The sequence below is a fragment of the Pseudomonas sp. 3-2 genome (genome assembly GCF_019710535.1).
Taxonomy (GTDB): domain Bacteria; phylum Pseudomonadota; class Gammaproteobacteria; order Pseudomonadales; family Pseudomonadaceae; genus Aquipseudomonas; species Aquipseudomonas pharyngis.
In genome coordinates this window covers 5,002,278-5,023,854 of sequence record NZ_CP081200.1, presented here as the reverse complement: position 1 = coordinate 5,023,854, position 21,577 = coordinate 5,002,278, and the positions used below count along the sequence as shown (strand labels likewise).

Annotated in this window: 22 protein-coding genes and 1 tRNA gene; 18 read left to right on the top strand and 5 right to left on the bottom strand. The window is 59.7% G+C overall.

Annotation, left to right across the window (positions count from 1 at the left end; translation table 11 throughout):
• The first annotated feature begins 243 nt into the window (after positions 1–243).
• From K3819_RS22760 to nadA, 18 genes are all read left to right on the top strand, one after another.
• A complete protein-coding gene (locus tag K3819_RS22760; RefSeq protein WP_085610809.1) occupies positions 244–591 on the top strand; it encodes a ribbon-helix-helix domain-containing protein in 348 nt (115 codons plus the stop codon).
• A 113-nt stretch (positions 592–704) separates the two neighbouring features.
• The gene (locus K3819_RS22755; protein ID WP_007951210.1) at positions 705–926 is read left to right on the top strand and encodes an FmdB family zinc ribbon protein; all 222 of its coding nucleotides are present in this window, start codon (positions 705–707) and stop codon (positions 924–926) included.
• A gap of 108 nt (positions 927–1,034) precedes the next feature.
• Entirely contained in the window at positions 1,035–2,810 is a 1,776-nt protein-coding gene (gene aspS / locus K3819_RS22750; protein WP_064599001.1) for an aspartate--tRNA ligase, read from the top strand.
• A 125-nt stretch (positions 2,811–2,935) separates the two neighbouring features.
• Entirely contained in the window at positions 2,936–3,682 is a 747-nt protein-coding gene (locus K3819_RS22745) for a YebC/PmpR family DNA-binding transcriptional regulator (protein WP_003227527.1), read from the top strand.
• A gap of 157 nt (positions 3,683–3,839) precedes the next feature.
• Positions 3,840–4,367: a crossover junction endodeoxyribonuclease RuvC gene (gene ruvC, locus K3819_RS22740; protein ID WP_007962095.1), complete on the top strand. Its 528-nt coding sequence runs from the start codon at positions 3,840–3,842 to the stop codon at positions 4,365–4,367.
• A 114-nt stretch (positions 4,368–4,481) separates the two neighbouring features.
• Positions 4,482–5,090 carry a Holliday junction branch migration protein RuvA gene (ruvA, locus tag K3819_RS22735; RefSeq protein ID WP_007951205.1) on the top strand — a complete coding sequence of 203 codons (609 nt, stop codon included), beginning with the start codon at positions 4,482–4,484 and terminating at the stop codon, positions 5,088–5,090.
• On the top strand, positions 5,091–6,152 hold the full coding sequence (gene ruvB / locus K3819_RS22730) for a Holliday junction branch migration DNA helicase RuvB (protein WP_085610808.1): 1,062 nt from the start codon (positions 5,091–5,093) through the stop codon (positions 6,150–6,152).
• A 127-nt stretch (positions 6,153–6,279) separates the two neighbouring features.
• On the top strand, positions 6,280–6,747 hold the full coding sequence (gene ybgC, locus K3819_RS22725; RefSeq protein ID WP_007951203.1) for a tol-pal system-associated acyl-CoA thioesterase: 468 nt from the start codon (positions 6,280–6,282) through the stop codon (positions 6,745–6,747).
• Positions 6,737–7,432, top strand: a complete 696-nt coding sequence (gene tolQ, locus K3819_RS22720) for a protein TolQ (protein ID WP_039766018.1) — start codon at positions 6,737–6,739, stop codon at positions 7,430–7,432. The genes ybgC and tolQ overlap by 11 nt, the downstream gene beginning before the upstream one ends.
• Positions 7,433–7,455: 23 nt before the next feature.
• Positions 7,456–7,908 (top strand): protein TolR, encoded by a 453-nt coding sequence (tolR, locus tag K3819_RS22715; protein ID WP_162130475.1) that lies wholly within the window; start codon positions 7,456–7,458, stop codon positions 7,906–7,908.
• The gene (gene tolA, locus K3819_RS22710; RefSeq protein WP_064383749.1) at positions 7,908–8,987 is read left to right on the top strand and encodes a cell envelope integrity protein TolA; all 1,080 of its coding nucleotides are present in this window, start codon (positions 7,908–7,910) and stop codon (positions 8,985–8,987) included. The genes tolR and tolA overlap by 1 nt, the downstream gene beginning before the upstream one ends.
• Before the next feature lie 17 nt (positions 8,988–9,004).
• Positions 9,005–10,285, top strand: a complete 1,281-nt coding sequence (tolB, locus tag K3819_RS22705; RefSeq protein WP_166742344.1) for a Tol-Pal system beta propeller repeat protein TolB — start codon at positions 9,005–9,007, stop codon at positions 10,283–10,285.
• 52 nt (positions 10,286–10,337) lie between these two features.
• A complete protein-coding gene (pal, locus tag K3819_RS22700) occupies positions 10,338–10,835 on the top strand; it encodes a peptidoglycan-associated lipoprotein Pal (protein WP_003178634.1) in 498 nt (165 codons plus the stop codon).
• A 6-nt stretch (positions 10,836–10,841) separates the two neighbouring features.
• Positions 10,842–11,681 carry a tol-pal system protein YbgF gene (gene ybgF, locus K3819_RS22695; protein WP_221397995.1) on the top strand — a complete coding sequence of 280 codons (840 nt, stop codon included), beginning with the start codon at positions 10,842–10,844 and terminating at the stop codon, positions 11,679–11,681.
• A gap of 164 nt (positions 11,682–11,845) precedes the next feature.
• Positions 11,846–12,493 (top strand): 7-carboxy-7-deazaguanine synthase QueE, encoded by a 648-nt coding sequence (queE, locus tag K3819_RS22690; protein ID WP_085647304.1) that lies wholly within the window; start codon positions 11,846–11,848, stop codon positions 12,491–12,493.
• A gap of 1 nt (position 12,494) precedes the next feature.
• Complete coding sequence (gene queC / locus K3819_RS22685; RefSeq protein ID WP_221397994.1) at positions 12,495–13,187, top strand: 7-cyano-7-deazaguanine synthase QueC; 693 nt, start codon at positions 12,495–12,497, stop codon at positions 13,185–13,187.
• Between the two features lie 62 nt (positions 13,188–13,249).
• A tRNA-Lys gene (locus tag K3819_RS22680) sits at positions 13,250–13,325 on the top strand.
• 271 nt (positions 13,326–13,596) lie between these two features.
• A complete protein-coding gene (nadA, locus tag K3819_RS22675) occupies positions 13,597–14,655 on the top strand; it encodes a quinolinate synthase NadA (protein ID WP_064383746.1) in 1,059 nt (352 codons plus the stop codon).
• Positions 14,656–14,713: 58 nt separating this feature from the next.
• On the opposite strand, the gene K3819_RS22670 is transcribed toward nadA, so the two are convergent.
• The 5 genes from K3819_RS22670 to gcvP form a co-directional block, all read right to left on the bottom strand.
• Positions 14,714–15,202: an RDD family protein gene (locus K3819_RS22670; RefSeq protein ID WP_085610805.1), complete on the bottom strand. Its 489-nt coding sequence runs from the start codon at positions 15,200–15,202 to the stop codon at positions 14,714–14,716.
• Between the two features lie 97 nt (positions 15,203–15,299).
• Positions 15,300–15,512, bottom strand: coding sequence for a cold-shock protein (locus tag K3819_RS22665; RefSeq protein ID WP_003237709.1), 213 nt, complete (start codon positions 15,510–15,512; stop codon positions 15,300–15,302).
• 404 nt (positions 15,513–15,916) lie between these two features.
• On the bottom strand, positions 15,917–17,041 hold the full coding sequence (gene gcvT, locus K3819_RS22660) for a glycine cleavage system aminomethyltransferase GcvT (protein ID WP_085610804.1): 1,125 nt from the start codon (positions 17,039–17,041) through the stop codon (positions 15,917–15,919).
• Positions 17,042–17,134: 93 nt separating this feature from the next.
• Complete coding sequence (locus K3819_RS22655; protein WP_221397993.1) at positions 17,135–18,511, bottom strand: L-serine ammonia-lyase; 1,377 nt, start codon at positions 18,509–18,511, stop codon at positions 17,135–17,137.
• A 206-nt stretch (positions 18,512–18,717) separates the two neighbouring features.
• Positions 18,718–21,570, bottom strand: coding sequence for an aminomethyl-transferring glycine dehydrogenase (gene gcvP / locus K3819_RS22650; protein ID WP_221397992.1), 2,853 nt, complete (start codon positions 21,568–21,570; stop codon positions 18,718–18,720).
• Positions 21,571–21,577 lie beyond the last annotated feature (7 nt).

The following is a 21,577-nucleotide window of genomic DNA, read 5'->3' as shown; positions in this document are numbered from 1 at the left end:
GCGGAAGGCGCACGGACTCACTTCATTCGTGCGCTGTTCTCTTTTTTGCCCGGAAAAGTCATTCGCGAATGTAGGAAGCAAGGAAGACGCCCCACCGCTCCATGATCCTCCGTATCGCGTTGGCTTATCCTACGCGGATGGTCAAAAAGTCATCTGGATCTGCCTTTGCGCCTGCGCTTTTAATGAGGTCACAGGATGTTGCCTTGAAAACAAGCGCAGAAATGGCAAAGGAGTGTCAACGATATGGAAGGTGGAGACAGGCGAATAGAGATCGCTGGCGGTTCGCAGCAAGAGAAAATCGTGGAGCCCTTTCTCGGCGGATTCGACATGGAGTTGATCCGGCCGTCGTCCCGATCGGTACGTTTGAACGGGTTCGCGACCTGCATGCGGCTGGAGCAGGTTTACTGGAACATTCTGGGCCGGATGGCCGAGGACAATTGCTGTTCGGTCGGCACGCTGTTGTCCCGCGTTGATCGTGAAGTGCACCTGCGCCATGGCGGGGTGAAAAACTTCAGCGGTCTGGTGCGGGTGGTGTGTGTGGTGCACGGCCTGCGGGATTCTCCCGGGATCAATAACGGGGGGTGTCACTGACGAGACGGCCTGTGCAGTCTTCCGGCTGCACAGGCCGCATTTAATGGCTATAATCCCGCCCTTTCGCCGCACAGCCCTGCGCGTGCTGGCAATCTGATTGCCGAGACAACCCCATGCCGATGTACGATTACCAATGTGCTTCCTGTGGTCATCAGTTGGAAGCCATTCAAAAGATCAGCGACGCACCACTGGTCGATTGCCCTGCCTGCCAGGCGCCGGAACTCAAGAAGCAGCTGTCCATGCCGGGCTTTCGCCTCAGCGGCAGTGGCTGGTACGAAACCGATTTCAAGACCGGCGCGAAGAAGAACCTGGCCGGTGGCGACAAATCTGACTAGGGTTCAGACCCAGGTCGAACGACACGCGCGAGTTTCCACAAGTTGCACAGTGCTTGAGTGCAGCGGGATCTCCACCGAATTTCGAATTACGAGAAGCGAACCACTACCATGATGCGCAGCCATTATTGCGGCCAACTGAACGAAAGCCTGGAAGGCCAGGAAATTACCCTTTGCGGATGGGTTCACCGTCGTCGCGACCACGGCGGGGTGATTTTCCTCGATATCCGTGATCGTGACGGTCTGGCCCAGGTAGTGTTCGATCCGGATCGCGCCGAGAGCTTCGCCGCCGCCGATCGCGTGCGCAGCGAATACGTGGTGAAGATCACCGGCAAGGTGCGTCTGCGTCCGGCCGGTGCCACTAACGCCAACATGGCGTCGGGCATGATCGAAGTGCTGGGCTACGAGCTGGAAGTGCTGAACGAGTCGGAAACCCCGCCGTTCCCGCTGAACGAGTTCTCCGACGTCGGCGAAGAAACCCGCCTGCGCTATCGCTTCCTGGACCTGCGTCGTCCGGAAATGGCCGAGAAGCTGCGTCTGCGTTCGCGCATGACCACCAGCATCCGTCGCTACCTCGACGAAAACGGCTTCCTCGACGTCGAAACACCGATCCTGACCCGTGCCACGCCAGAAGGCGCGCGCGACTACCTCGTGCCGAGCCGTACCCACGCCGGTTCGTTCTTCGCGTTGCCGCAATCGCCACAGCTGTTCAAGCAACTGCTGATGGTCGCCGGCTTCGACCGCTACTACCAGATCGCCAAGTGCTTCCGCGACGAAGACCTGCGTGCCGACCGTCAGCCTGAGTTCACTCAGATCGACATCGAAACCAGCTTCCTCGACGAAAAAGACATCATGGGCCTGACCGAAGGCATGATCCGCAACCTGTTCAAGGAAGTGCTGGGTCTGGAATTCGGCGAATTCCCGCACATGACGTTCGAAGAAGCCATGCGCCGTTACGGCTCCGACAAGCCGGACCTGCGTAACCCGCTGGAGCTGGTCGACGTGGCCGATCAGCTGAAAGAAGTGGATTTCAAGGTCTTCAGCGGCCCTGCCAACGATCCGAAATGCCGTATCGCCGCACTGCGCGTTCCAGGCGGGGCGAGCATGCCGCGCAAGCAGATCGACGACTACACCAAGTTCGTCGGCATCTATGGTGCCAAGGGCCTGGCGTACATCAAGGTCAACGAGCGTGCTGCCGGTGTTGATGGTCTGCAATCGCCGATCGTGAAAAACATCCCGGAAGCCAACTTGAACGTGATCCTCGATCGCGTCGGTGCAGTCGACGGCGATATCGTGTTCTTCGGCGCCGACAAGGCCAAGATCGTCAGCGAAGCCTTGGGCGCGCTGCGTATCAAGCTCGGTCACGACCTCAAGTTGCTGACCTGCGAGTGGGCACCGATGTGGGTCGTCGACTTCCCGATGTTCGAAGAGAACGATGACGGCAGCTTCTCGGCGCTGCACCACCCGTTCACCGCGCCGAAGTGCTCGCCGGAAGAGCTGGAAGCCAACCCGGCGGGCGCTCTGTCCCGTGCCTACGACATGGTGCTGAACGGCACCGAGCTGGGTGGCGGTTCGATCCGTATCCACCGCAAGGAGATGCAACAGGCGGTATTCCGTCTGCTGGGCATCAACGAAGCGGAACAGGAAGAGAAGTTCGGCTTCCTGCTCGACGCCCTGAAATACGGTGCGCCGCCGCACGGTGGTCTGGCCTTCGGTCTGGACCGTCTGGTGATGCTGATGACTGGCGCCCAGTCGATCCGTGAAGTGATCGCCTTCCCGAAAACCCAGAGTGCTGCCGACGTGATGACGCAGGCGCCGGGTGTAGTGGATGCCAAGGCATTGCGCGAATTGCACATTCGTTTGCGCGAAACGCCAAAGGCCGAGTAAGACGGGCCTGAAGGCGCATCTTCGGATGCGCCTTTTTTCTTTCTGCAGTGATTGAAAACAAGATTTTTTTGCTGGCCGATGCGAATGCATGGCGGGCATTGGTTCAAGAGAATTCGGAGCGAGTTATGGCAGGTCATTCCAAGTGGGCGAACATCAAGCACCGCAAAGAACGCCAGGATGCCAAGAGAGGCAAGATTTTCACCAAGTGGATCCGCGAACTGACCGTGGCGGCCCGTCAGGGCGGCGGTGATCCGGGCTCCAACCCGCGTCTGCGTCTGGCGCTGGACAAGGCGCTGGGCGCCAACATGAGCCGGGACATCATCGACCGCGCCGTGGCCCGTGGCGCCGGCGCGACCGAGGCCGACAATGTTGAGGAGCTGACCTACGAAGGTTACGGCCCGGGTGGCGTAGCGGTGATGGTCGAGTGCATGACCGACAACCGCAACCGTACCGCAGCGGCAGTGCGCCACGCGTTCAGCAAGTGTGGCGGCAACCTCGGTACCGACGGTTCGGTGGCGTATCTGTTCGAACGCAAGGGCCAGATCAGCTTTGCACCGGGTGTCGACGAAGACGCACTGACAGAAGCGGCACTTGAAGCCGATGCCGACGACGTGGTCAGCCACGAAGACGGCTCGATCGACGTGTTCACCTCGTTCACCAGTTTCTACGCAGTGCGCAATGCCCTGGAAGCTGCTGGCTTCAAGGGTGATGACGCGGAAATCGTCATGCAGCCGACCACCAGCGCCGAACTGGACCTGGAGGGCGCCGAGAAGGTGCTCAAGCTGATCGATATGCTTGAGGATCTGGATGACGTGCAAAACGTCTATTCCAATGCGGACATTCCGGAAGACGTGGCCGCTCAGTTAGGCTAAGAGCGGCTAGGCTTCACGGTGGGAGCGGGCTTGCTCGCGAAGGCGGGGTGTCTCCAGCATTGATGCTTGCTGATACGCCGCCTTCGCGAGCAAGCCCGCTCCCGCATTGGTTATTTGATGTTTTGATTTTTGTGTTTTTACCGAACCCGCAGGCGTTATGACTTTAATTCTTGGTATCGACCCCGGCTCGCGTATCACCGGTTACGGGATTGTTCGCGATACCGGACGCGGCGGCTGCATCTACGTGGCATCGGGCTGCATTCGTACCGGCGCTGGCGAGTTGCATGAACGTCTGCAGATCGTTTATCGCGGCGTGCGCGAAATCATCCAGACCTACGGTCCGGTCACCATGGGCATCGAAAAGGTGTTCATGGCGAAAAACGCCGATTCGGCGCTGAAGCTCGGGCAGGCCCGGGGGGCCGCTATCGTTGCCGGCGCCGAAGAATGCCTGGAAATCGCCGAGTACACGGCCACCCAGGTCAAGCAGGCCGTGGTCGGCACGGGTGCCGCTAATAAAGAGCAGGTGCAGATGATGGTCATGCACATGCTCAAGCTGACCAGCAAACCGCAAATCGATGCATCGGATGCCCTGGCGATTGCCATTTGTCACGCTCACACGCGCTCCAGTCTGTTGCCGCACGGCTTGGGAACGGCACGCAGTCGTGGCGGGCGCCTGCGTCTCTGATAGCATCAGCAGTCATTTTTACGGAATGTGGATTTCGTGCCTGGGTTGTCGGCCGTGAATCCATGCTCTGTCGGTCGCCAGCCCACGGCTGGCCAACGCTCAAGGATCTGAAACGTGATTGGACGCTTGCGCGGCACTCTGGCTGAGAAACAGCCGCCGCACCTGATTCTGGATGTAAACGGCCTCGGGTATGAGCTGGAAGTGCCCATGACCACCCTTTATCGTCTGCCGTCGGTCGGTGAACCGCTGACCTTGCACACCCATTTGGTCGTACGCGAAGACGCGCAGTTACTCTATGGTTTTGCCGGCAAGCGTGAGCGAGACTTTTTTCGCGAGTTGATCCGTCTCAATGGTGTTGGACCGAAACTGGCCCTGGCCTTGATGTCGAGTCTGGAAGTCGACGAACTGATCCGCTGCGTGCAATCACAGGACACTTCGGCGCTGACCAAGGTGCCGGGCGTGGGCAAGAAAACCGCCGAGCGTCTGCTGGTCGAACTGAAGGATCGCTTCAAGGCCTGGGAAACCTCGCCGGCCATGTTCGCCCTGGTGCCGAACCAGCCGGACGGCCCGGCGCCGGTCAACACCGCCGAGAACGATGCGGTCAGTGCACTGATTTCCCTGGGCTACAAGCCACAGGAAGCGAGCAAGGCGATTTCCGCGATCAAAGAGAAAGGCCTGAGCAGCGAAGACATGATTCGACGCGCCCTGAAGGGAATGATTTAAGTGATTGAAGCTGATCGTCTGATCGCCGCCACGCACAGTCCGCGTGAGCGCGAAGAAGTCCAGGATCGGGCGATACGTCCCGTCAGCCTGGCCGAATACATCGGCCAGCCGACCGTTCGCGAGCAGATGGAACTGTTTATCCAGGCCGCCCGTGGCCGTAGCGAATCCCTCGACCACACCCTGATCTTCGGTCCGCCGGGGCTGGGTAAAACCACGCTGGCCAACATCATTGCCCAGGAGATGGGCGTGTCGATCAAGAGCACTTCCGGTCCGGTGCTGGAGCGTCCGGGGGATCTGGCGGCGCTGTTGACCAATCTTGAGCCGCACGACGTGCTGTTCATCGATGAAATCCATCGTCTGTCGCCGATCGTCGAAGAAGTACTGTACCCGGCGATGGAAGATTTCCAGCTCGACATCATGATCGGTGAAGGGCCGGCGGCGCGTTCGATCAAACTCGATCTGCCACCGTTCACCCTGGTCGGTGCAACCACGCGGGCGGGCATGCTGACCAACCCTTTGCGTGACCGTTTCGGTATCGTCCAGCGCCTCGAGTTCTACAGCACCGCTGACCTGGCGACGATTGTCAGCCGTTCGGCGAATATCCTCGGTTTGCCGCTGGATCCGGAAGGATCTTTCGAGATTGCCCGCCGCGCCCGTGGCACGCCGCGGATCGCCAACCGTCTGCTGCGCCGGGTGCGGGATTTCGCCGAAGTCCGGGCCAAGGGCCACATCACCAAGTCCGTCGCAGATCTGGCGCTGAACCTGCTGGACGTCGACGAGCATGGTTTCGATCATCAGGACCGGCGTCTGCTGTTGACCATGATCGAGAAGTTTGACGGCGGTCCGGTGGGCATCGACAGTCTGGCGGCGGCGATCAGCGAAGAGCGCCACACCATCGAAGACGTGCTCGAGCCGTACCTGATTCAGCAGGGCTACATCATGCGTACGCCGCGGGGCAGGGTGGTGACCCGCCACGCGTACCTGCATTTTGGTTTAAACATTCCGACACGAATGGGCGAAATGCCCGTGGCAGACGAGTTTCTCGATGCCGTGGACGATTGATACACATTTATTGTCGATTTATTCAGCGTTTGTACTGTCACAGGACGGTACTTTTGCGATAAAGCCTTCCAACAATGAAAAACAGTTGCCTGGCTGGATTGGCAACCCGAGGAGTAAGCACTAGAGTATGCGCGCGCAAAACGGGCTTGAGCCGTTCGCACATCGTTGTCGCGTTTATTACGAGGACACCGATGCGGGCGGCATCGTGTATTACGTTAATTACCTCAAGTTTATGGAACGGGCTCGAACCGAACGGCTCCGGGAGCTGGGCTTTGCCCAATCGGCGCTGGCCGGGGAGGACCTGTTGTTCGTCGTGCATTCCAGCGAAGCGCGTTATCACGCGCCGGCGCGACTGGACGACGAGCTTCTGGTAAGCGCTGATGTAATCGAATTGAACCGTGCCAGCCTGCGCTTCCGACAGCAGGTCAGGCGGGCAACGGATAATGTGCTGCTCTGCGAAGGGCAGTTTCTGGTGGCCTGTGTGCGCACTAACAGTTTGAAACCCCGGGCCCTTCCCGAAGACCTGCGTGCGGCCTTTGCCGACGCGGTCGGCACGGGTACACACTCAAAGCAGGAGATAAAGCGTGGAAGCTAACGTCGTCGACCATTCCTCCATGTGGAGCCTGGTCAGCAATGCCAGCATCGTGGTGCAGTTGGTAATGTTGACTCTGGTGGCCGCATCGGTGACCTCATGGATCATGATCTTTCAGCGCAGCAATCTGATACGCGCCGGTCGACGTGCCCTCGAGAGCTTCGAGGAGCGCTTCTGGTCGGGTATCGACCTGTCCAAACTCTACCGTCAGGCCGGCAGCAACCCGGATCCGGATTCGGGTGTCGAGCAGATCTTCCGTGCCGGCTTCAAGGAGTTCTCCCGTCTGCGTCAGCAGCCAGGCGTCGATCCTGAAGCGGTGATGGAAGGTGTGGCCCGTGCCATGCGCGTCGCCATCTCCCGCGAAGAAGAAAAGCTCGAGCAGAGCCTGCCGTTCCTCGCCACCGTCGGTTCCGTCAGCCCGTACATCGGTCTGTTCGGTACCGTATGGGGGATCATGAACTCCTTCCGTGGTCTGGCCAGCGCCCAGCAAGCCACCCTGGCCACCGTGGCACCCGGCATCGCCGAAGCCCTGATCGCCACCGCGATCGGTCTGTTCGCCGCGATCCCGGCCGTTATCGCTTACAACCGTTTCTCTGCCCGCAGCGAAACCTTGCTGAGCCGCTACTACACCTTCGCCGATGAGTTCCAGGCGATCCTGCACCGCAAAGTGCACACCAGCGAAGAATAAGCAGGTATTTCCCGATGGCTTTAATCACTCGAGCCCGACACAAGCGCAAGCCGGTCGCCGAGATGAACGTAGTGCCTTACATCGACGTGATGCTGGTGCTGCTGGTCATCTTCATGGTGACTGCGCCGATGCTCAATCAGGGCGTGAAAGTGGATCTGCCCAAGGTTTCCAGCGAAGCCTTGCCGCAGGACAACAACACCCAGGTGCTGACCATTTCGATCAAGTCGGACAAGACCTACTACTGGAACCTTGGCAGCGAAGTCGACACCGAGAAGCAGCAGGACCGGGCCATGACCCTGCCACAGATGACCGACGCGGTGACCAAGATCATTCGCGCCGGCACTGAAGGTGGCAAGCGTACCCAGGTCTTCATCCGTGGCGACAAGTCCGTCGATTATGGCTCCGTCATGGGCGCCATGGGCGGGTTGCAGAAAGCCGGGGTCGGTAACGTTGGCTTGATCACCGAGGCGCCCTGATGCAGCAACAGCGAGAGCCGTCCGCCTCGGAAAGCTACTTCTGGCCTAGTGTCTGGGCGATTGGCTTGCACGTGCTGGTGTTCGGCATGCTGTTTGTCAGTTTCGCCCTGACCCCGGAGCTGCCGCCAGCCAAGCCGATTGTCCAGGCGACCCTGTACCAGCTGAAATCGAAAAGTCAGGCAACCACTCAGACCAATCAGAAGATTGCGGGTGAGGCGAAGAAATCCGCCGCGCGCCAGACCGAAGTCGAGCAGATGGAGCAGAAAAAGGTCGAGCAGGAAGCGGTGAAGGCTGCGGAACAAAAGAAAGAAGAAGCGGCTCAAAAGGCCGAGGAAGCCAAGAAGGCCGATGAGGCGAAGAAAGCGGACGAGGCGAAGAAGGCTGATGAAGCCAAGAAAGCCGACGACGCCAAGAAAGCCGCCGAAGCCAAGAAGGCAGAAGAGAAACAATTGGCTGATATAGCCAAGAAGAAAGCCGAAGAAGAAGCCAAAAAGGCTGCTGAAGAAGAGGCCAAGAAAGCGGCCGCTGAAGAAGCCAAGAAGAAGATCGTCGAAGACGCGAAAAAGAAAGCCGCCGAAGACGCCAAGAAGAAAGCTGAAGCTGAAGAGGCGAAGAAGAAAGTCGCCGAAGACGCGAAGAAGAAAGCTGCTGCCGATGCTGCGAAGAAGAAAGCGCAGGAAGCGGCACGTAAATCCGCCGAAGACAAAAAGGCTCAGGCCCTGGCAGATTTGCTTTCCGACACGCCGCAGCGCCAGCAGGCCTTGGCCGATGAGCAGGGCGACGAAGTCGCGGGCAGTTTCGATGACCTGATTCGTGCGCGGGCAGCAGAAGGCTGGGCGCGTCCACCTTCAGCACGCAAAGGCATGACGGTTGTGCTGCAGATCGGCATGTTGCCGGACGGTACGGTGACCTCGGTCAGCGTGGCCAAGTCCAGTGGCGACGGTCCGTTCGATGCGTCGGCAGTGGCAGCGGTCAAGAATATTGGACGTTTGACGGAAATGCAGGGAATGAAGCCGAGCGATTTCGCTCCGTATCGTTCATTCAAGATGACATTCACACCTGAGGATCTAGCCTTGTGAGAAACCTTCTTCGAGGAATGCTGGTCGTGATCTGCTGCATGGCAGGGATCGCGATGGCGGATGAAAAGAACATTCTGGTCACCAGCGGCAGCGATCGGGCAACGCCGATCGCGGTCGTACCGTTCGGTTTCCAGGGCGGTGCCGTCCTGCCGGATGACATGGCTGAAATCATTGGTAACGATTTGCGCAACTCGGGCTATTACTCGCCGATTCCAAAGCAAAACATGATCAGCCAGCCAAGCCAGCCAAGCGAAATCATCTTCCGTGACTGGAAGGCGGTGGGCGCGCAATACATGATGGTCGGCAGCATCGTGCCGGCCGGTGGCCGTCTGCAGGTGCAGTGGGCTCTGTTCAACGTCGCCACCGAACAGAAAGTGGCTGACGGCAGCGTGTCCGGTACCACCGAACAGCTGCGCGACATGGCGCACTACATCTCCGATCAGTCGTTCGAAAAACTGACCGGTATCAAAGGTGCATTCTCGACTCGCCTGCTGTACGTCACGGCCGAGCGTTTCTCCGAGAAGAACACCCGTTACACCCTGCAGCGTTCGGACTATGACGGCGCCCGTGCCGTGACCCTGCTGCAATCGCGTGAGCCGATCCTGTCGCCGCGTTTTGCACCGGACGGCAAGCGTATCGCCTATGTGTCGTTCGAGCAGAAGCGTCCGCGCATCTTCATGCAGAACATCGACACCGGTCGCCGCGAGCAGATCACCAACTTCGAAGGCCTGAATGGCGCGCCAGCCTGGTCGCCGGATGGCAATCGCCTGGCGTTCGTGCTGTCGAAAGACGGTAACCCGGACATCTACGTGATGAACCTAGGTTCGCGTCAGATCACCCGCGTAACCGCAGGCCCTGGCATCAATACCGAACCGTACTGGGGCAAGGATGGTTCGACCATCTACTTCACCTCCGACCGTGGCGGCAAACCGCAGATCTACAAGACCAGTGCTGGCGGTGGCGGTGCCGAGCGTGTGACGTTCGTGGGCAACTACAACGCCAACCCCAAGCTTTCGGCGGATGAAAAGACCCTGGTGATGATCCATCGTCAGGACGGTTTCACCAATTTCAAAGTGGCGGCTCAGGATTTGCAGCGCGGAAGTGTAAAAATCCTCACTGATAGCACTCTGGACGAGTCGCCTACTGTTGCGCCCAACGGCACCATGGTAATCTACGCCACCCGCCAGCAGGGCCGGGGAGTCTTGATGCTCGTGTCCATTAATGGACGCGTGAGGCTCCCGCTTCCTACCGCTCAAGGCGAAGTCAGAGAACCGTCCTGGTCCCCTTACCTGAACTGACGCGGCGCTTTACGTTTTACTTAACACACTGGGGTTCATTAGGAGTTTCACGATGGAAATGCTGAAGTTTGGTAAATTTGCTGCGCTGGCTCTGGCCATGGCTGTAGCTGTAGGTTGCTCGTCCAAAGGCGGCGACAACGCCGGTGAAGGCGCTGTTGATCCAAACGCTGGTTACGGCGCAAACACTGGTGCAGTTGACGGTTCCCTGAGCGAAGAAGCTGCTCTGCGCGCAATCACCACCTTCTACTTCGAATACGACAGCTCGGACCTGAAGCCAGAAGCCATGCGCGCTCTGGACGTTCACGCCAAAGACCTGAAAGCAAACGGCGCTCGCGTTGTTCTGGAAGGCAACACCGACGAACGTGGTACTCGTGAGTACAACATGGCACTGGGCGAGCGTCGTGCGAAAGCCGTTCAGCGCTACCTGGTACTGCAAGGTGTTTCCCCAGCTCAGCTGGAACTGGTTTCCTACGGCGAAGAGCGTCCAGTTGCTACCGGCAACGACGAGCAGTCCTGGGCTCAAAACCGTCGCGTCGAACTGCGTAAGTAATTCGATATGCGAACGTGCCGTCGTGCTGTAACTGTTCTGGCTCTCAGCCTCGCGCCGCTTGCGGCGTGGGCTGCGGTTCCTGTGGTCGATGACAACTCCGGTTATAACAATAGCGGGAGCAGTTATCCGCCTGCAGGTTACGGTACGAACGGCGCCTATGCCGGGGGAGCGGCTTCGGCCCCTGCCTCGGCACAAGGCATGCTGTTCAACCAACTGCAACAAATGCAGGATCAGATATCTCGCCAGCAAGGCGTGATCGAAGAACTGCAGAATCAGGTTGCGCGCATGAAGCAGGAATCCCTGGAGCGATACCAGGATCTTGATCGGCGCATAGGATCCGGCGTTGCACCAGCCGCGACTCCCGAGAATTCTTCTGCCGGTGGCGATGCAAGTGCTGCTGCCGGTGCTGCTGCTGGAGCCGGCGCCGCTGCTGCCGCCCAGGCACCTGCCGCAGGTAGCGAACCGGCTGATCCGGCCAAGGAAAAGCTGTATTACGACGCAGCTTTCGACCTGATCAAAGCCAAGGATTTCGACAAGGCCAGCCAGGCGTTTGCCGCATTCCTGCGTAAATACCCGAACAGCCAATACGCGGGCAACGCCCAGTACTGGCTGGGTGAAGTGAACCTGGCCAAAGGCGATCTGCAAGGTGCAGGTCAGGCTTTTGCCAAGGTTTCGCAGCTGTATCCCAAGCACGCCAAAGTGCCGGATTCGCTGTACAAGCTGGCTGACGTAGAGCGCCGCCTCGGTCATACCGACAAGGTCAAAGGCATTCTGCAGCAGGTGGTGGCCCAGTATCCGGGTACGTCCGCCGCTCAGTTGGCCCAGCGCGATCTGCAACGCATGTAACAGCGTTGACCCGTTTGGAAGAAACCCGCGCTTGTCGCGGGTTTTTTCGTTAGAATTCACGCCCTTTTATGAAACACGCTTCTGGTGATCTACGCGTTGGCGGGGTTGCCAGAGGTGCCTGACGGAGGCGGACAGCCTGTTTAGCTGTTACGCCCGTGGCGACTATGCAAGACACATTGAGAATTACCGAAGTTTTCTACTCGTTGCAGGGGGAAACGCGGACTGCCGGGTTGCCCACTGTTTTTGTGCGCCTGACCGGTTGCCCATTGCGTTGCCAATACTGCGACAGCGCCTACGCGTTCAGCGGTGGCACGATCCGTACCCTCGACGACATCCTCGAGCAAGTGGCCGGCTTTCGCCCGCGCTACGTCTGCGTCACTGGCGGTGAGCCGTTGGCACAGCCCAATGCAATCCCTTTGCTCAAGCAATTGTGCGATGCCGGCTATGAAGTCTCGATTGAAACCAGTGGCGCCCTCGACATCTCGGCGGTCGATCCACGGGTCAGTCGGGTGGTCGACCTGAAGACGCCAGACTCCAAAGAAGCCCATCGTAACCGTTACGAGAACATCGAACTGCTGACGCCCAACGATCAGGTGAAGTTTGTCATCTGCTCGAGGGACGACTATGACTGGGCGGTATCGAAGCTGATCCAGTACGGTCTTGAGCGACGTACGGGTGAAGTGCTGTTTTCCCCAAGTCACCACGACCTGAATGCTCGGGATCTGGCGGACTGGATCGTGGCGGATAACCTGCCAGTGCGCCTGCAACTGCAGCTGCATAAATATCTATGGAATGATGAGCCGGGGCGCTGAGATGACTGAACAACTGAACACTAGCGAAAAACGTGCGGTAATCCTGCTGTCGGGTGGCCTGGACTCGGCCACTGTCGTGGCCATGGCCCGCGCTGAAGGCTACGCCTGCTACACCATGAGTTTCGATTACGGTCAGCGTTCCCACGCCGAACTGCATGCCGCCGCTCGCGTTGCCCGCGACCTGGGCGTTGTCGAGCACAAGGTGATCGGCCTGAACCTGAACGGCATGGGTGGTTCGGCCCTGACCGACACTAGCATCGATATCCCGGAAGAGCTGGGCGAAGGCATTCCGGTGACTTATGTGCCGGCGCGCAACACGGTTTTCCTGTCGCTGGCCTTGGGCTGGGCTGAAGTGCTCGGCGCCCGCGACATCTTTATCGGCGTCAACGCAGTGGACTATTCCGGTTACCCGGATTGCCGTCCCGAGTTCATCGAGTCGTTCGAGCGCATGGCCAATCTGGCAACCAAGGCCGGTGTGGAAGGCAATGGTTTCCGCATCCAGGCACCGCTGCAGAACCTGAGCAAGGCGCAGATCGTCCAGGCAGGCGTGAAGCTTGGAGTAGATTACGGGCTGACCGTTTCCTGCTATCAGGCGGACGATGATGGCCGCGCTTGCGGCAAATGCGACAGCTGCCGACTGCGTGCAGAAGGCTTCGCGGCGGCCGGAATCAGCGACCCGACACCTTATTTTTGATTTTTTTAAATTAGGTGTTGAATAGTCCTTAAAAATCAGTATTATACGCGCCACCACACAGCGGGTCGTTAGCTCAGTTGGTAGAGCAGTTGGCTTTTAACCAATTGGTCGTAGGTTCGAATCCCACACGACCCACCATATTTGGCGGTTTAGAAAATCCGGAAGGCCCACGAAAGTGAGGATTTCCGGGTTTTTTTTTGCCTGAGATTCGTGCATCTCTCCCTTCGTTTCTTCCCGCCGTGACGCAGGTCAGAATCATCTTTTGTATCAACGGGATATTCTGTAGCCTTGCGCAGCTTCATTGCTGTCCGTGCCTGATAATACTCACTTTCCCGGCGGTACCCTCAAGCGGTCCGGAGCCGGGTGTATACTCGACTTTCGCGCGAATGCGCCTGCAGGTCTTGCGAACATGACGCAGATTTCCGAACGCCTTCTGGTACAAGCCCATCTCGACGCCAAGCAGCCCAAGCCGCTGACAGCCGAGGAGGAGGCTTATTACCGTTCCGCCATCGCCGCCGAGCTCAAGGCTCAGGACGCGGTGCTGGTTGCCCACTTTTATTGCGATCCGATCATCCAGGCCCTCGCCGAAGAAACCGGCGGTTGTGTTTCCGACTCCCTGGAAATGGCGCGCTTCGGCAACGCCCATCCGGCCAAGACCGTGGTGGTTGCCGGCGTGAAATTCATGGGCGAGACCGCGAAGATTCTCAACCCTGAAAAACGTGTGTTGATGCCGACCCTGGAAGCCACCTGCTCGCTGGATCTGGGTTGCCCGGTGGATGAGTTCTCGGCGTTCTGCGATCAGCATCCTGAACGCACCGTGGTGGTGTATGCCAACACCTCGGCCGCCGTCAAAGCCCGGGCCGACTGGGTAGTGACCTCCAGTTGTGCACTGGAAATCGTCGAAAGCCTGATGGACAACGGCGAAACCATCATCTGGGGCCCGGACAAGCACCTGGGCACCTACATCCAGCGTCAGACCGGCGCCGACATGCTGCTCTGGGATGGTGCATGCATCGTCCACGAAGAGTTCAAGTCCAAGCAGCTGGAAGACATGAAAGCGCTGTACCCGGACGCGGCCATTCTGGTGCATCCGGAGTCGCCGACTTCGGTGATCGAGTTGGCGGACGCCGTCGGTTCCACCAGTCAGCTGATTGCCGCCGCTCAATCGCTGCCGAACAAGACCCTGATCGTCGCCACCGATCGCGGTATCTTCTACAAGATGCAGCAGCTGTGCCCGGACAAGGTCTTCATCGAGGCACCAACCGCCGGTAACGGCGCGGCATGCCGCAGTTGCGCACATTGCCCGTGGATGGCCATGAACACCCTTGAGCGCACGCTGAAGTGCCTGAAGGACGGCTCGAACGAGATCTTTGTCGACCCGGCTCTCATTCCTCAGGCGATCCGCCCGCTCAAGCGCATGCTCGATTTCACTCAGGCCGCGCGGATGAAGCTGGCCGGCAACGCCTGACCTTGCGACGCAAACAAAAACGCCCCGATTGGATCGGGGCGTTTTTGCATCTGGAGGATTATTTGGTTTTCTTCGGAATTCGCACGAGCTGCGTGTCGGAGTAGATGTCATGCCAGGCGCGCTTCTGCTTATCGAGCAGCGACCAGAAGAAACCCAGGCCCAGGCACAGCCACGACGCCATCGACACCATGAACCGCAGCAACGCCTGCCACAGGCTGATCGCAGTGCCATCGGCGTTCTGCACGCGAATGCCCCAGACCTGCATGCCCAGGGTCTGCCCGGCGTGGGTCCAGAATTTGGCAAAGAAGCCAAACAGCACCAACAGCAACACCGTGGAGTACAGCGGATCGCCATCCAGCTGCCCGGCGTCGGTCATGACGCGCAGGCGCTCTTCGCCGATGATTGCCGCCTGGATCAGCTTGTAAACAAAACCGGTCACGATCAGCAGAGCGGTGCACAGCAAAAAGTCATAGAACATCGCTGCCAGACGACGACCCAGGCCGACGGCGGGGAAATCGCCCTGGGGGGTGAGCAGGTGTTTCGACATGGCAGCCTCTGGACGGAAAGTGAAGCGCCATTTTACGGATTTGCGCCCACAAAAAAGCCCCTGATATCAATATCAGGGGCTTTTTCGTAACAGAAGATCAGCCTTCGGCTTGTACTTCGTCAGCCTGCATGCCTTTCTGGCCTTGCACTGCAACGAAGGTCACTTTCTGGCCTTCTTTCAGGCTCTTGAAGCCGTTGCCCTGAATGGCGCGGAAATGCACGAACAGATCCGGACCGCTTTCTGGAGTGATAAAACCAAAACCTTTCTCGTCGTTAAACCACTTGACGGTACCGCTCTGACGTGTGGACATTTCTTATTTCCTTTGACGCAAAAATTGATGACAGTCTCCTTCTCATGAAAGAGTACTGGGGCTGGTTGCAGGAGAGTAAGAAGACGTCGAACGGGATGTAGCTAACTTGTAGGCTACTGCCCAGGTCACGATTCCAAGCTGACCCATGCAAACACAGTGGACAAACTCTACGCCAACTACGGGAGAAAAAACAAGCCCCGCGAAGGCCCCGGTTTTCCTGCGCTTGCTGGCACTTAGTCGATTCACTAGTACGGCTTATACGATTAGCTTGTTCAATTGTTTTCGAACGTTATAAGCCAAGTTCAAATTCGAATCGCATGTAAGTGGAGTGCACTGTTTTATGGCGATTGCGTTACACATTAGTGCACGCATAACGCAATCGCGTTACTTATAGAAACAGTCGATCAACCACGATAGTAGCGTTGTGGAACAAATGGCATTTTGCTTACAAGCAATGGCACCTTTTTCCCACGAACAATTGCCCAAACGGGCGTATCGAGTGCGACGTAGGCGCTGTCCAGGTAACCCATGGCCAACGGGCCGCCCAGGGTCGGGCCGAACCCGCCGCTGCACACGCTGCCGATGATCTCGCCCGCTTCGTTGACGATCTCTGCACCTTCACGGACCGGCGTACGCTCTTGCGGCAGCAGGCCGACGCGTTTGCGCTGAACGCCGTTCTGCTGCTGAGCGAAGACCTGTTCTGCACCCGGGAAACCACCGGCACGCGCACCGTCGGCACGCCGAGGTTTGGAGATTGCCCACAGCAGGCTGGCTTCGATCGGCGTGGTCTCGGTGTTCATGTCGTGGCCGTACAGGCACAGGCCGGCTTCCAGGCGCAGCGAGTCACGGGCGCCAAGGCCGATGGCGGCGACTTCCGGTTCGGCCAGCAGGGCGCGGGCGAGTTTTTCCGCGTCGGCTGCCGGAACCGAGATTTCGAAACCGTCTTCACCGGTGTAGCCCGAACGGCTGACAAAGCAGTCAACGCCCAGCAGCTTCACGCGGGTGAATTGCATGAAAGTCATTTTCGCCACTTCCGGCGCCAGGCGTGCCAGCACGGTCACGGCAGCCGGGCCTTGCAGGGCGAGCAGGGCGCGTTCTTCGAACAGTTGTTCAATCTTGCATTGATCGCCGATGTGTTTTTGCAGATGGGCCAGGTCCTGGTCCTTGCATGCGGCGTTGACCACCAGGAACAGCTCGTCATTGCCGAGGTTGGCGACCATCAGGTCATCGAGGATACCGCCGGTTTCGTTGGTGAACATCGCGTAGCGCTGCATGCCCACCGGCAGGTCGATGATGTCCACCGGCACCAGGGTTTCCAGGGCTTTGGCGGCATTGGCGCCGGTCAGGCGGATCTGGCCCATGTGCGAGACATCGAACAGCCCGGCCTGCTCACGGGTGTGCTGGTGTTCCTTCATCACGCCCAGCGGGTATTGCACCGGCATGTCGTAGCCGGCGAACGGCACCATGCGGGCGCCGAGTTCGAGGTGCAGAGCGTGCAGCGGGGTTTTCGACAGTTGTTCGGTGGACATGCGTGACTCCTTGATTCACACCAACCCTCTCCCGGAGGGAGAGGGGGCCAGTTTTGTGTTCTCTCCTAAAGGGAGAGCGAGTTTATGGCGCGATCAGCACTCGATAATGTTGACCGCCAGACCGCCACGGGCGGTCTCCTTGTATTTGCTTTTCATGTCGGCGCCGGTCTGGCGCATGGTGCGGATGACCTTGTCGAGGGAGACGAAGTGCTGCCCGTCTCCGCGCATGGCCATGCGCACGGCGTTGATCGCCTTGACCGAGCCCATGGCGTTGCGCTCGATGCACGGCACTTGCACCAGCCCGCCGATCGGATCGCAGGTCAGGCCGAGGTTGTGTTCCATGCCGATTTCAGCGGCGTTTTCCACTTGCTGAACGCTGCCGCCGAGGACTTCGCACAACGCACCAGCTGCCATCGAACAGGCCACGCCGACCTCGCCCTGACAGCCGACTTCGGCGCCGGAAATCGAGGCGTTTTCCTTGTACAGGATGCCGATGGCCGCCGCAGTCAGCAGAAAACGCACCACGCCGTCATCGTTCGCGCCGGGAATAAAGCGCATGTAGTAATGCAGCACCGCAGGAATGATCCCCGCTGCGCCATTGGTCGGTGCCGTGACCACGCGCCCGCCGTTGGCGTTTTCTTCGTTGACGGCCAGCGCGTAGAGGTTGACCCAGTCCAGCACCGACAGCGGATCGCGCAGCGACGATTCCGGGTTCTTGCACAGCTGCCGGTGCAACGCCGCCGCCCGCCGCTTGACCTTCAGGCCTCCCGGCAGGATGCCTTCGTTGCGACAGCCGGCGGCCACGCAGTCCTGCATCACTTGCCAGATTCTCAGCAGGCCGGCGCGGGTTTCCGCTTCCGGGCGCCAGGCGCTTTCGTTGGTCAGCATCACCTGGCTGATCGGCAGACCATAGGTGGCGCAGTGACCGAGCAAGTCCTTGGCACTCTTGAACGGGAAGGTCAGCGGGGTGGCGTCTTCGACGATACGGTCGGCGCCAGCCGCATCTTCGTCGACCACGAAACCACCGCCGACCGAGTAATACTCGCGGCTGCGGATCTGCAATCCCGCCGCATCGAAGGCACGGAAGATCATGCCGTTGGGGTGATAAGCCAACGGTTTGCGGATCATTGCCAGGTGTTCTTTCTCGTTGAACGCAATGCTGTGTTCACCGAGCAGGTTCAAACGCCCGTTGCCACGAATCTCCGAGAGACGGGCGGCGACGGTTTCGGTATCCACGGTGTCCGGGTGTTCACCTTCCAGGCCCAGCAGCACGGCCTTGTCGCTGCCGTGGCCCTTGCCGGTGGCGCCGAGGGATCCGTACAACTCGACCCTGACGCTGGTGGTGGCCGACAACAGGTTTTCCCGGCGCAGGCCTTCGACGAAGCGCGCAGCTGCGCGCATCGGGCCGACGGTGTGGGAGCTGGAGGGGCCGATGCCAATCTTGAACAGGTCGAACACGCTTAACGACATGAGTTGTTCTCCGGTTTCTTGTTATAGGAATTGGCGGAATATCAGGCTTGATGCATTTCCTTGTGGGAGCGGGCTTGCTCGCGAATGCGGTGAATCAGTCGCCATCAATGTTGCCTGACACACCGCATTCGCGAGCAAGCCCGCTCCCACAGGGGGATCTGTGGTGATGCTGAAATCGGGGCAGGTAAACCTGCCCCCCTATTCGTTTAAGCGTAGCTTTCGATCGACGGGCAGGCGCAGACCAGGTTGCGGTCGCCGAACACGTTGTCGACGCGACCGACCGGCGGCCAGTACTTGCCTTCGATCAACGACGCCACCGGGTACACCGCTTGTTCGCGGCTGTACGGGTGAGTCCACTCGCCCACCAGTTCCGCTGCGGTGTGCGGAGCGTTCTTCAGCGGGTTGTCGTCCTTGTCCAGCGTGCCGTTTTCCACCGCGCGGATTTCTTCGCGAATGCGGATCATGGCGTCGCAGAAGCGGTCCAGCTCTTCTTTGGATTCGCTTTCGGTCGGCTCGATCATCAGCGTGCCGGCCACCGGGAACGACATGGTCGGGGCGTGGAAGCCGAAGTCGATCAGGCGCTTGGCGACGTCATCGACGCTGATGCCGCTGCTGTCTTTCAGCGGGCGCAGATCCAGAATGCACTCGTGCGCCACCAGACCGTTGCTGCCGGTGTACAGCACTGGGTAGTGCTCTTCCAGGCGACGGGAAATGTAGTTGGCGTTGAGGATCGCCAGCTGCGAAGCGCGCTTCAGGCCTGCGCCACCCATCATGCGAATGTACATCCAGGTGATCGGCAGAATGCTCGCGCTGCCGAACGGTGCTGCGCAGACCGCGCCTTCCTTGCGCTCCATGTGGCCGTGGCCCGGCAGGAACGGAGTCAGGTGCGATTTCACGCCGATCGGGCCGACGCCTGGACCGCCACCGCCATGCGGAATGCAGAAAGTCTTGTGCAGGTTCAGGTGCGAGACGTCGCCGCCGAACTTGCCCGGTGCACAGAGGCCGACCATCGCGTTCATGTTGGCGCCGTCGATGTACACCTGGCCGCCGTTGTCATGAATGATGCCGCAGATTTCGCGGATGCCTTCTTCGAACACGCCGTGGGTCGACGGGTAAGTGATCATCAGCGCCGCGAGGTGTTCGCGGTGCTCGATGGCCTTGACGCGCAGGTCTTCGATGTCCACGTTGCCACGGGCGTCGCACGCAGTCACGACCACACGCATGCCGGCCATGTTGGCGGTCGCCGGGTTGGTGCCGTGGGCGGACGACGGGATCAGGCAGATGTCGCGACGGTCTTCGCCACGGCTCTGGTGATAGGCGCGAATCGCCAGCAGACCTGCGTACTCACCCTGGGAACCAGCATTCGGTTGCAGCGAGATCGAGTCGTAACCGGTGGCGGCGCAGAGCATCGCTTCCAGTTCGTCGGTCAGTTGCTGGTAACCGACGCTTTGCTCGGCCGGGGCGAACGGGTGCAGGGCGCCGAATTCGGCCCAGGTCACCGGGATCATTTCGCTGGCGGCGTTGAGTTTCATGGTGCACGAGCCCAGCGGAATCATGGTGCGATCCAGTGCCAGGTCCTTGTCCGCCAGTTTGCGCAGGTAGCGCATCAGCTCGGTTTCCGAGTGATAGCGGTTGAACACCGGGTGGCTGAGGATCGGCGACTGACGCACCAGTGCGGCTGGAATGGTGCTTTGCGCGGCAGCGGCCAGAGCAGCGAAATCCGGCAGGGTCTTGCCGTCGGCGAACAGGCCCCACAGGGTTTCGATGTCGGCCTGGGTGGTGGTTTCGTCGACCGACAGGCCCAGACGCTGGGCATCGATCACACGCAGGTTGATCTGTTGAGCGCGAGCCTTGTCATGCAGCGCGGCGGTTTGTGCGCCGGTGGCCAGGGTCAGGGTGTCGAAGAAGCTGGTTTGCTCGACGGTCACGCCCAGTGCGCTCAGGCCCTTGGCCAGAATCGCGGTCAGGTGATGCACACGGTTGGCGATCCGGGTCAGGCCTTTCGGGCCGTGGTAGACGGCGTACATGCTGGCGATGTTGGCCAGCAGCACTTGTGCGGTGCAGATGTTCGACGTGGCTTTCTCGCGGCGGATGTGTTGCTCGCGGGTCTGCATCGCCAGACGCAGGGCCGGTTTGCCGAAGCGGTCAACCGAGACACCGACCAGACGGCCGGGCATGTCGCGCTTGAACGCATCTTTGGTGGAGAAGTAAGCCGCGTGTGGGCCACCGAAGCCCAGCGGCACACCGAAGCGTTGCGCGCTGCCGATGGCCACGTCGGCGCCGAATTCGCCCGGCGGGGTCAGCAGTGTCAGGGCCAGCAGGTCAGCGGCTACGGCCACCAGGGCGTTGGCAGCGTGGAAGCGTTCGGTCAGTTCGCGGTAGTCGAACACATCACCGTTGCTGGCCGGGTATTGCAGCAGTGCGCCGAAGAACGGCGTCACGTCGGTCAGCTCACGCTCATCGCCCACGACCACGTCGATGCCCAGTGGCTCGGCACGGGTGCGCAGCACGTCGAGGGTTTGCGGGTGGCTGTGGATCGAGGCGAAGAACTGGTGGCTGCCCTTGTTCTTGCTCAGGCGTTTGCAGAAGGTCATGGCTTCGGCAGCGGCGGTGGCTTCGTCGAGCAGGGAGGCGTTGGCGATCGGCAGGCCGGTAAGGTCGCTGATCAGGGTCTGGAAATTCAGCAGCGCTTCGAGACGGCCCTGAGAGATTTCCGGCTGGTACGGGGTGTAGGCGGTGTACCAGGCCGGGTTTTCCAGCAGGTTGCGCAGGATCGGCGATGGCGTGTGGCAGTTGTAGTAACCCTGGCCGATGTAGGTCTTGAACAGTTGGTTCTTGCCGGCGATGCCTTTGATCATTGCCAGGGCATCGGCTTCGCTCAGGCCGTCGTCGAGGCCGAGCACGCTGGTGCCCTTGATGCTTTCCGGGATGACGCTGGCGCTCAGGGCTTCGAGCGAGTCGAAGCCGAGGCTGTTGAGCATGGCTTGCTCGTCACCGGCGCGCGGGCCGATGTGACGGGCGATGAATTCGTTGGCGGTGCCGAGATTTACTTGGGTCATGTCAGGT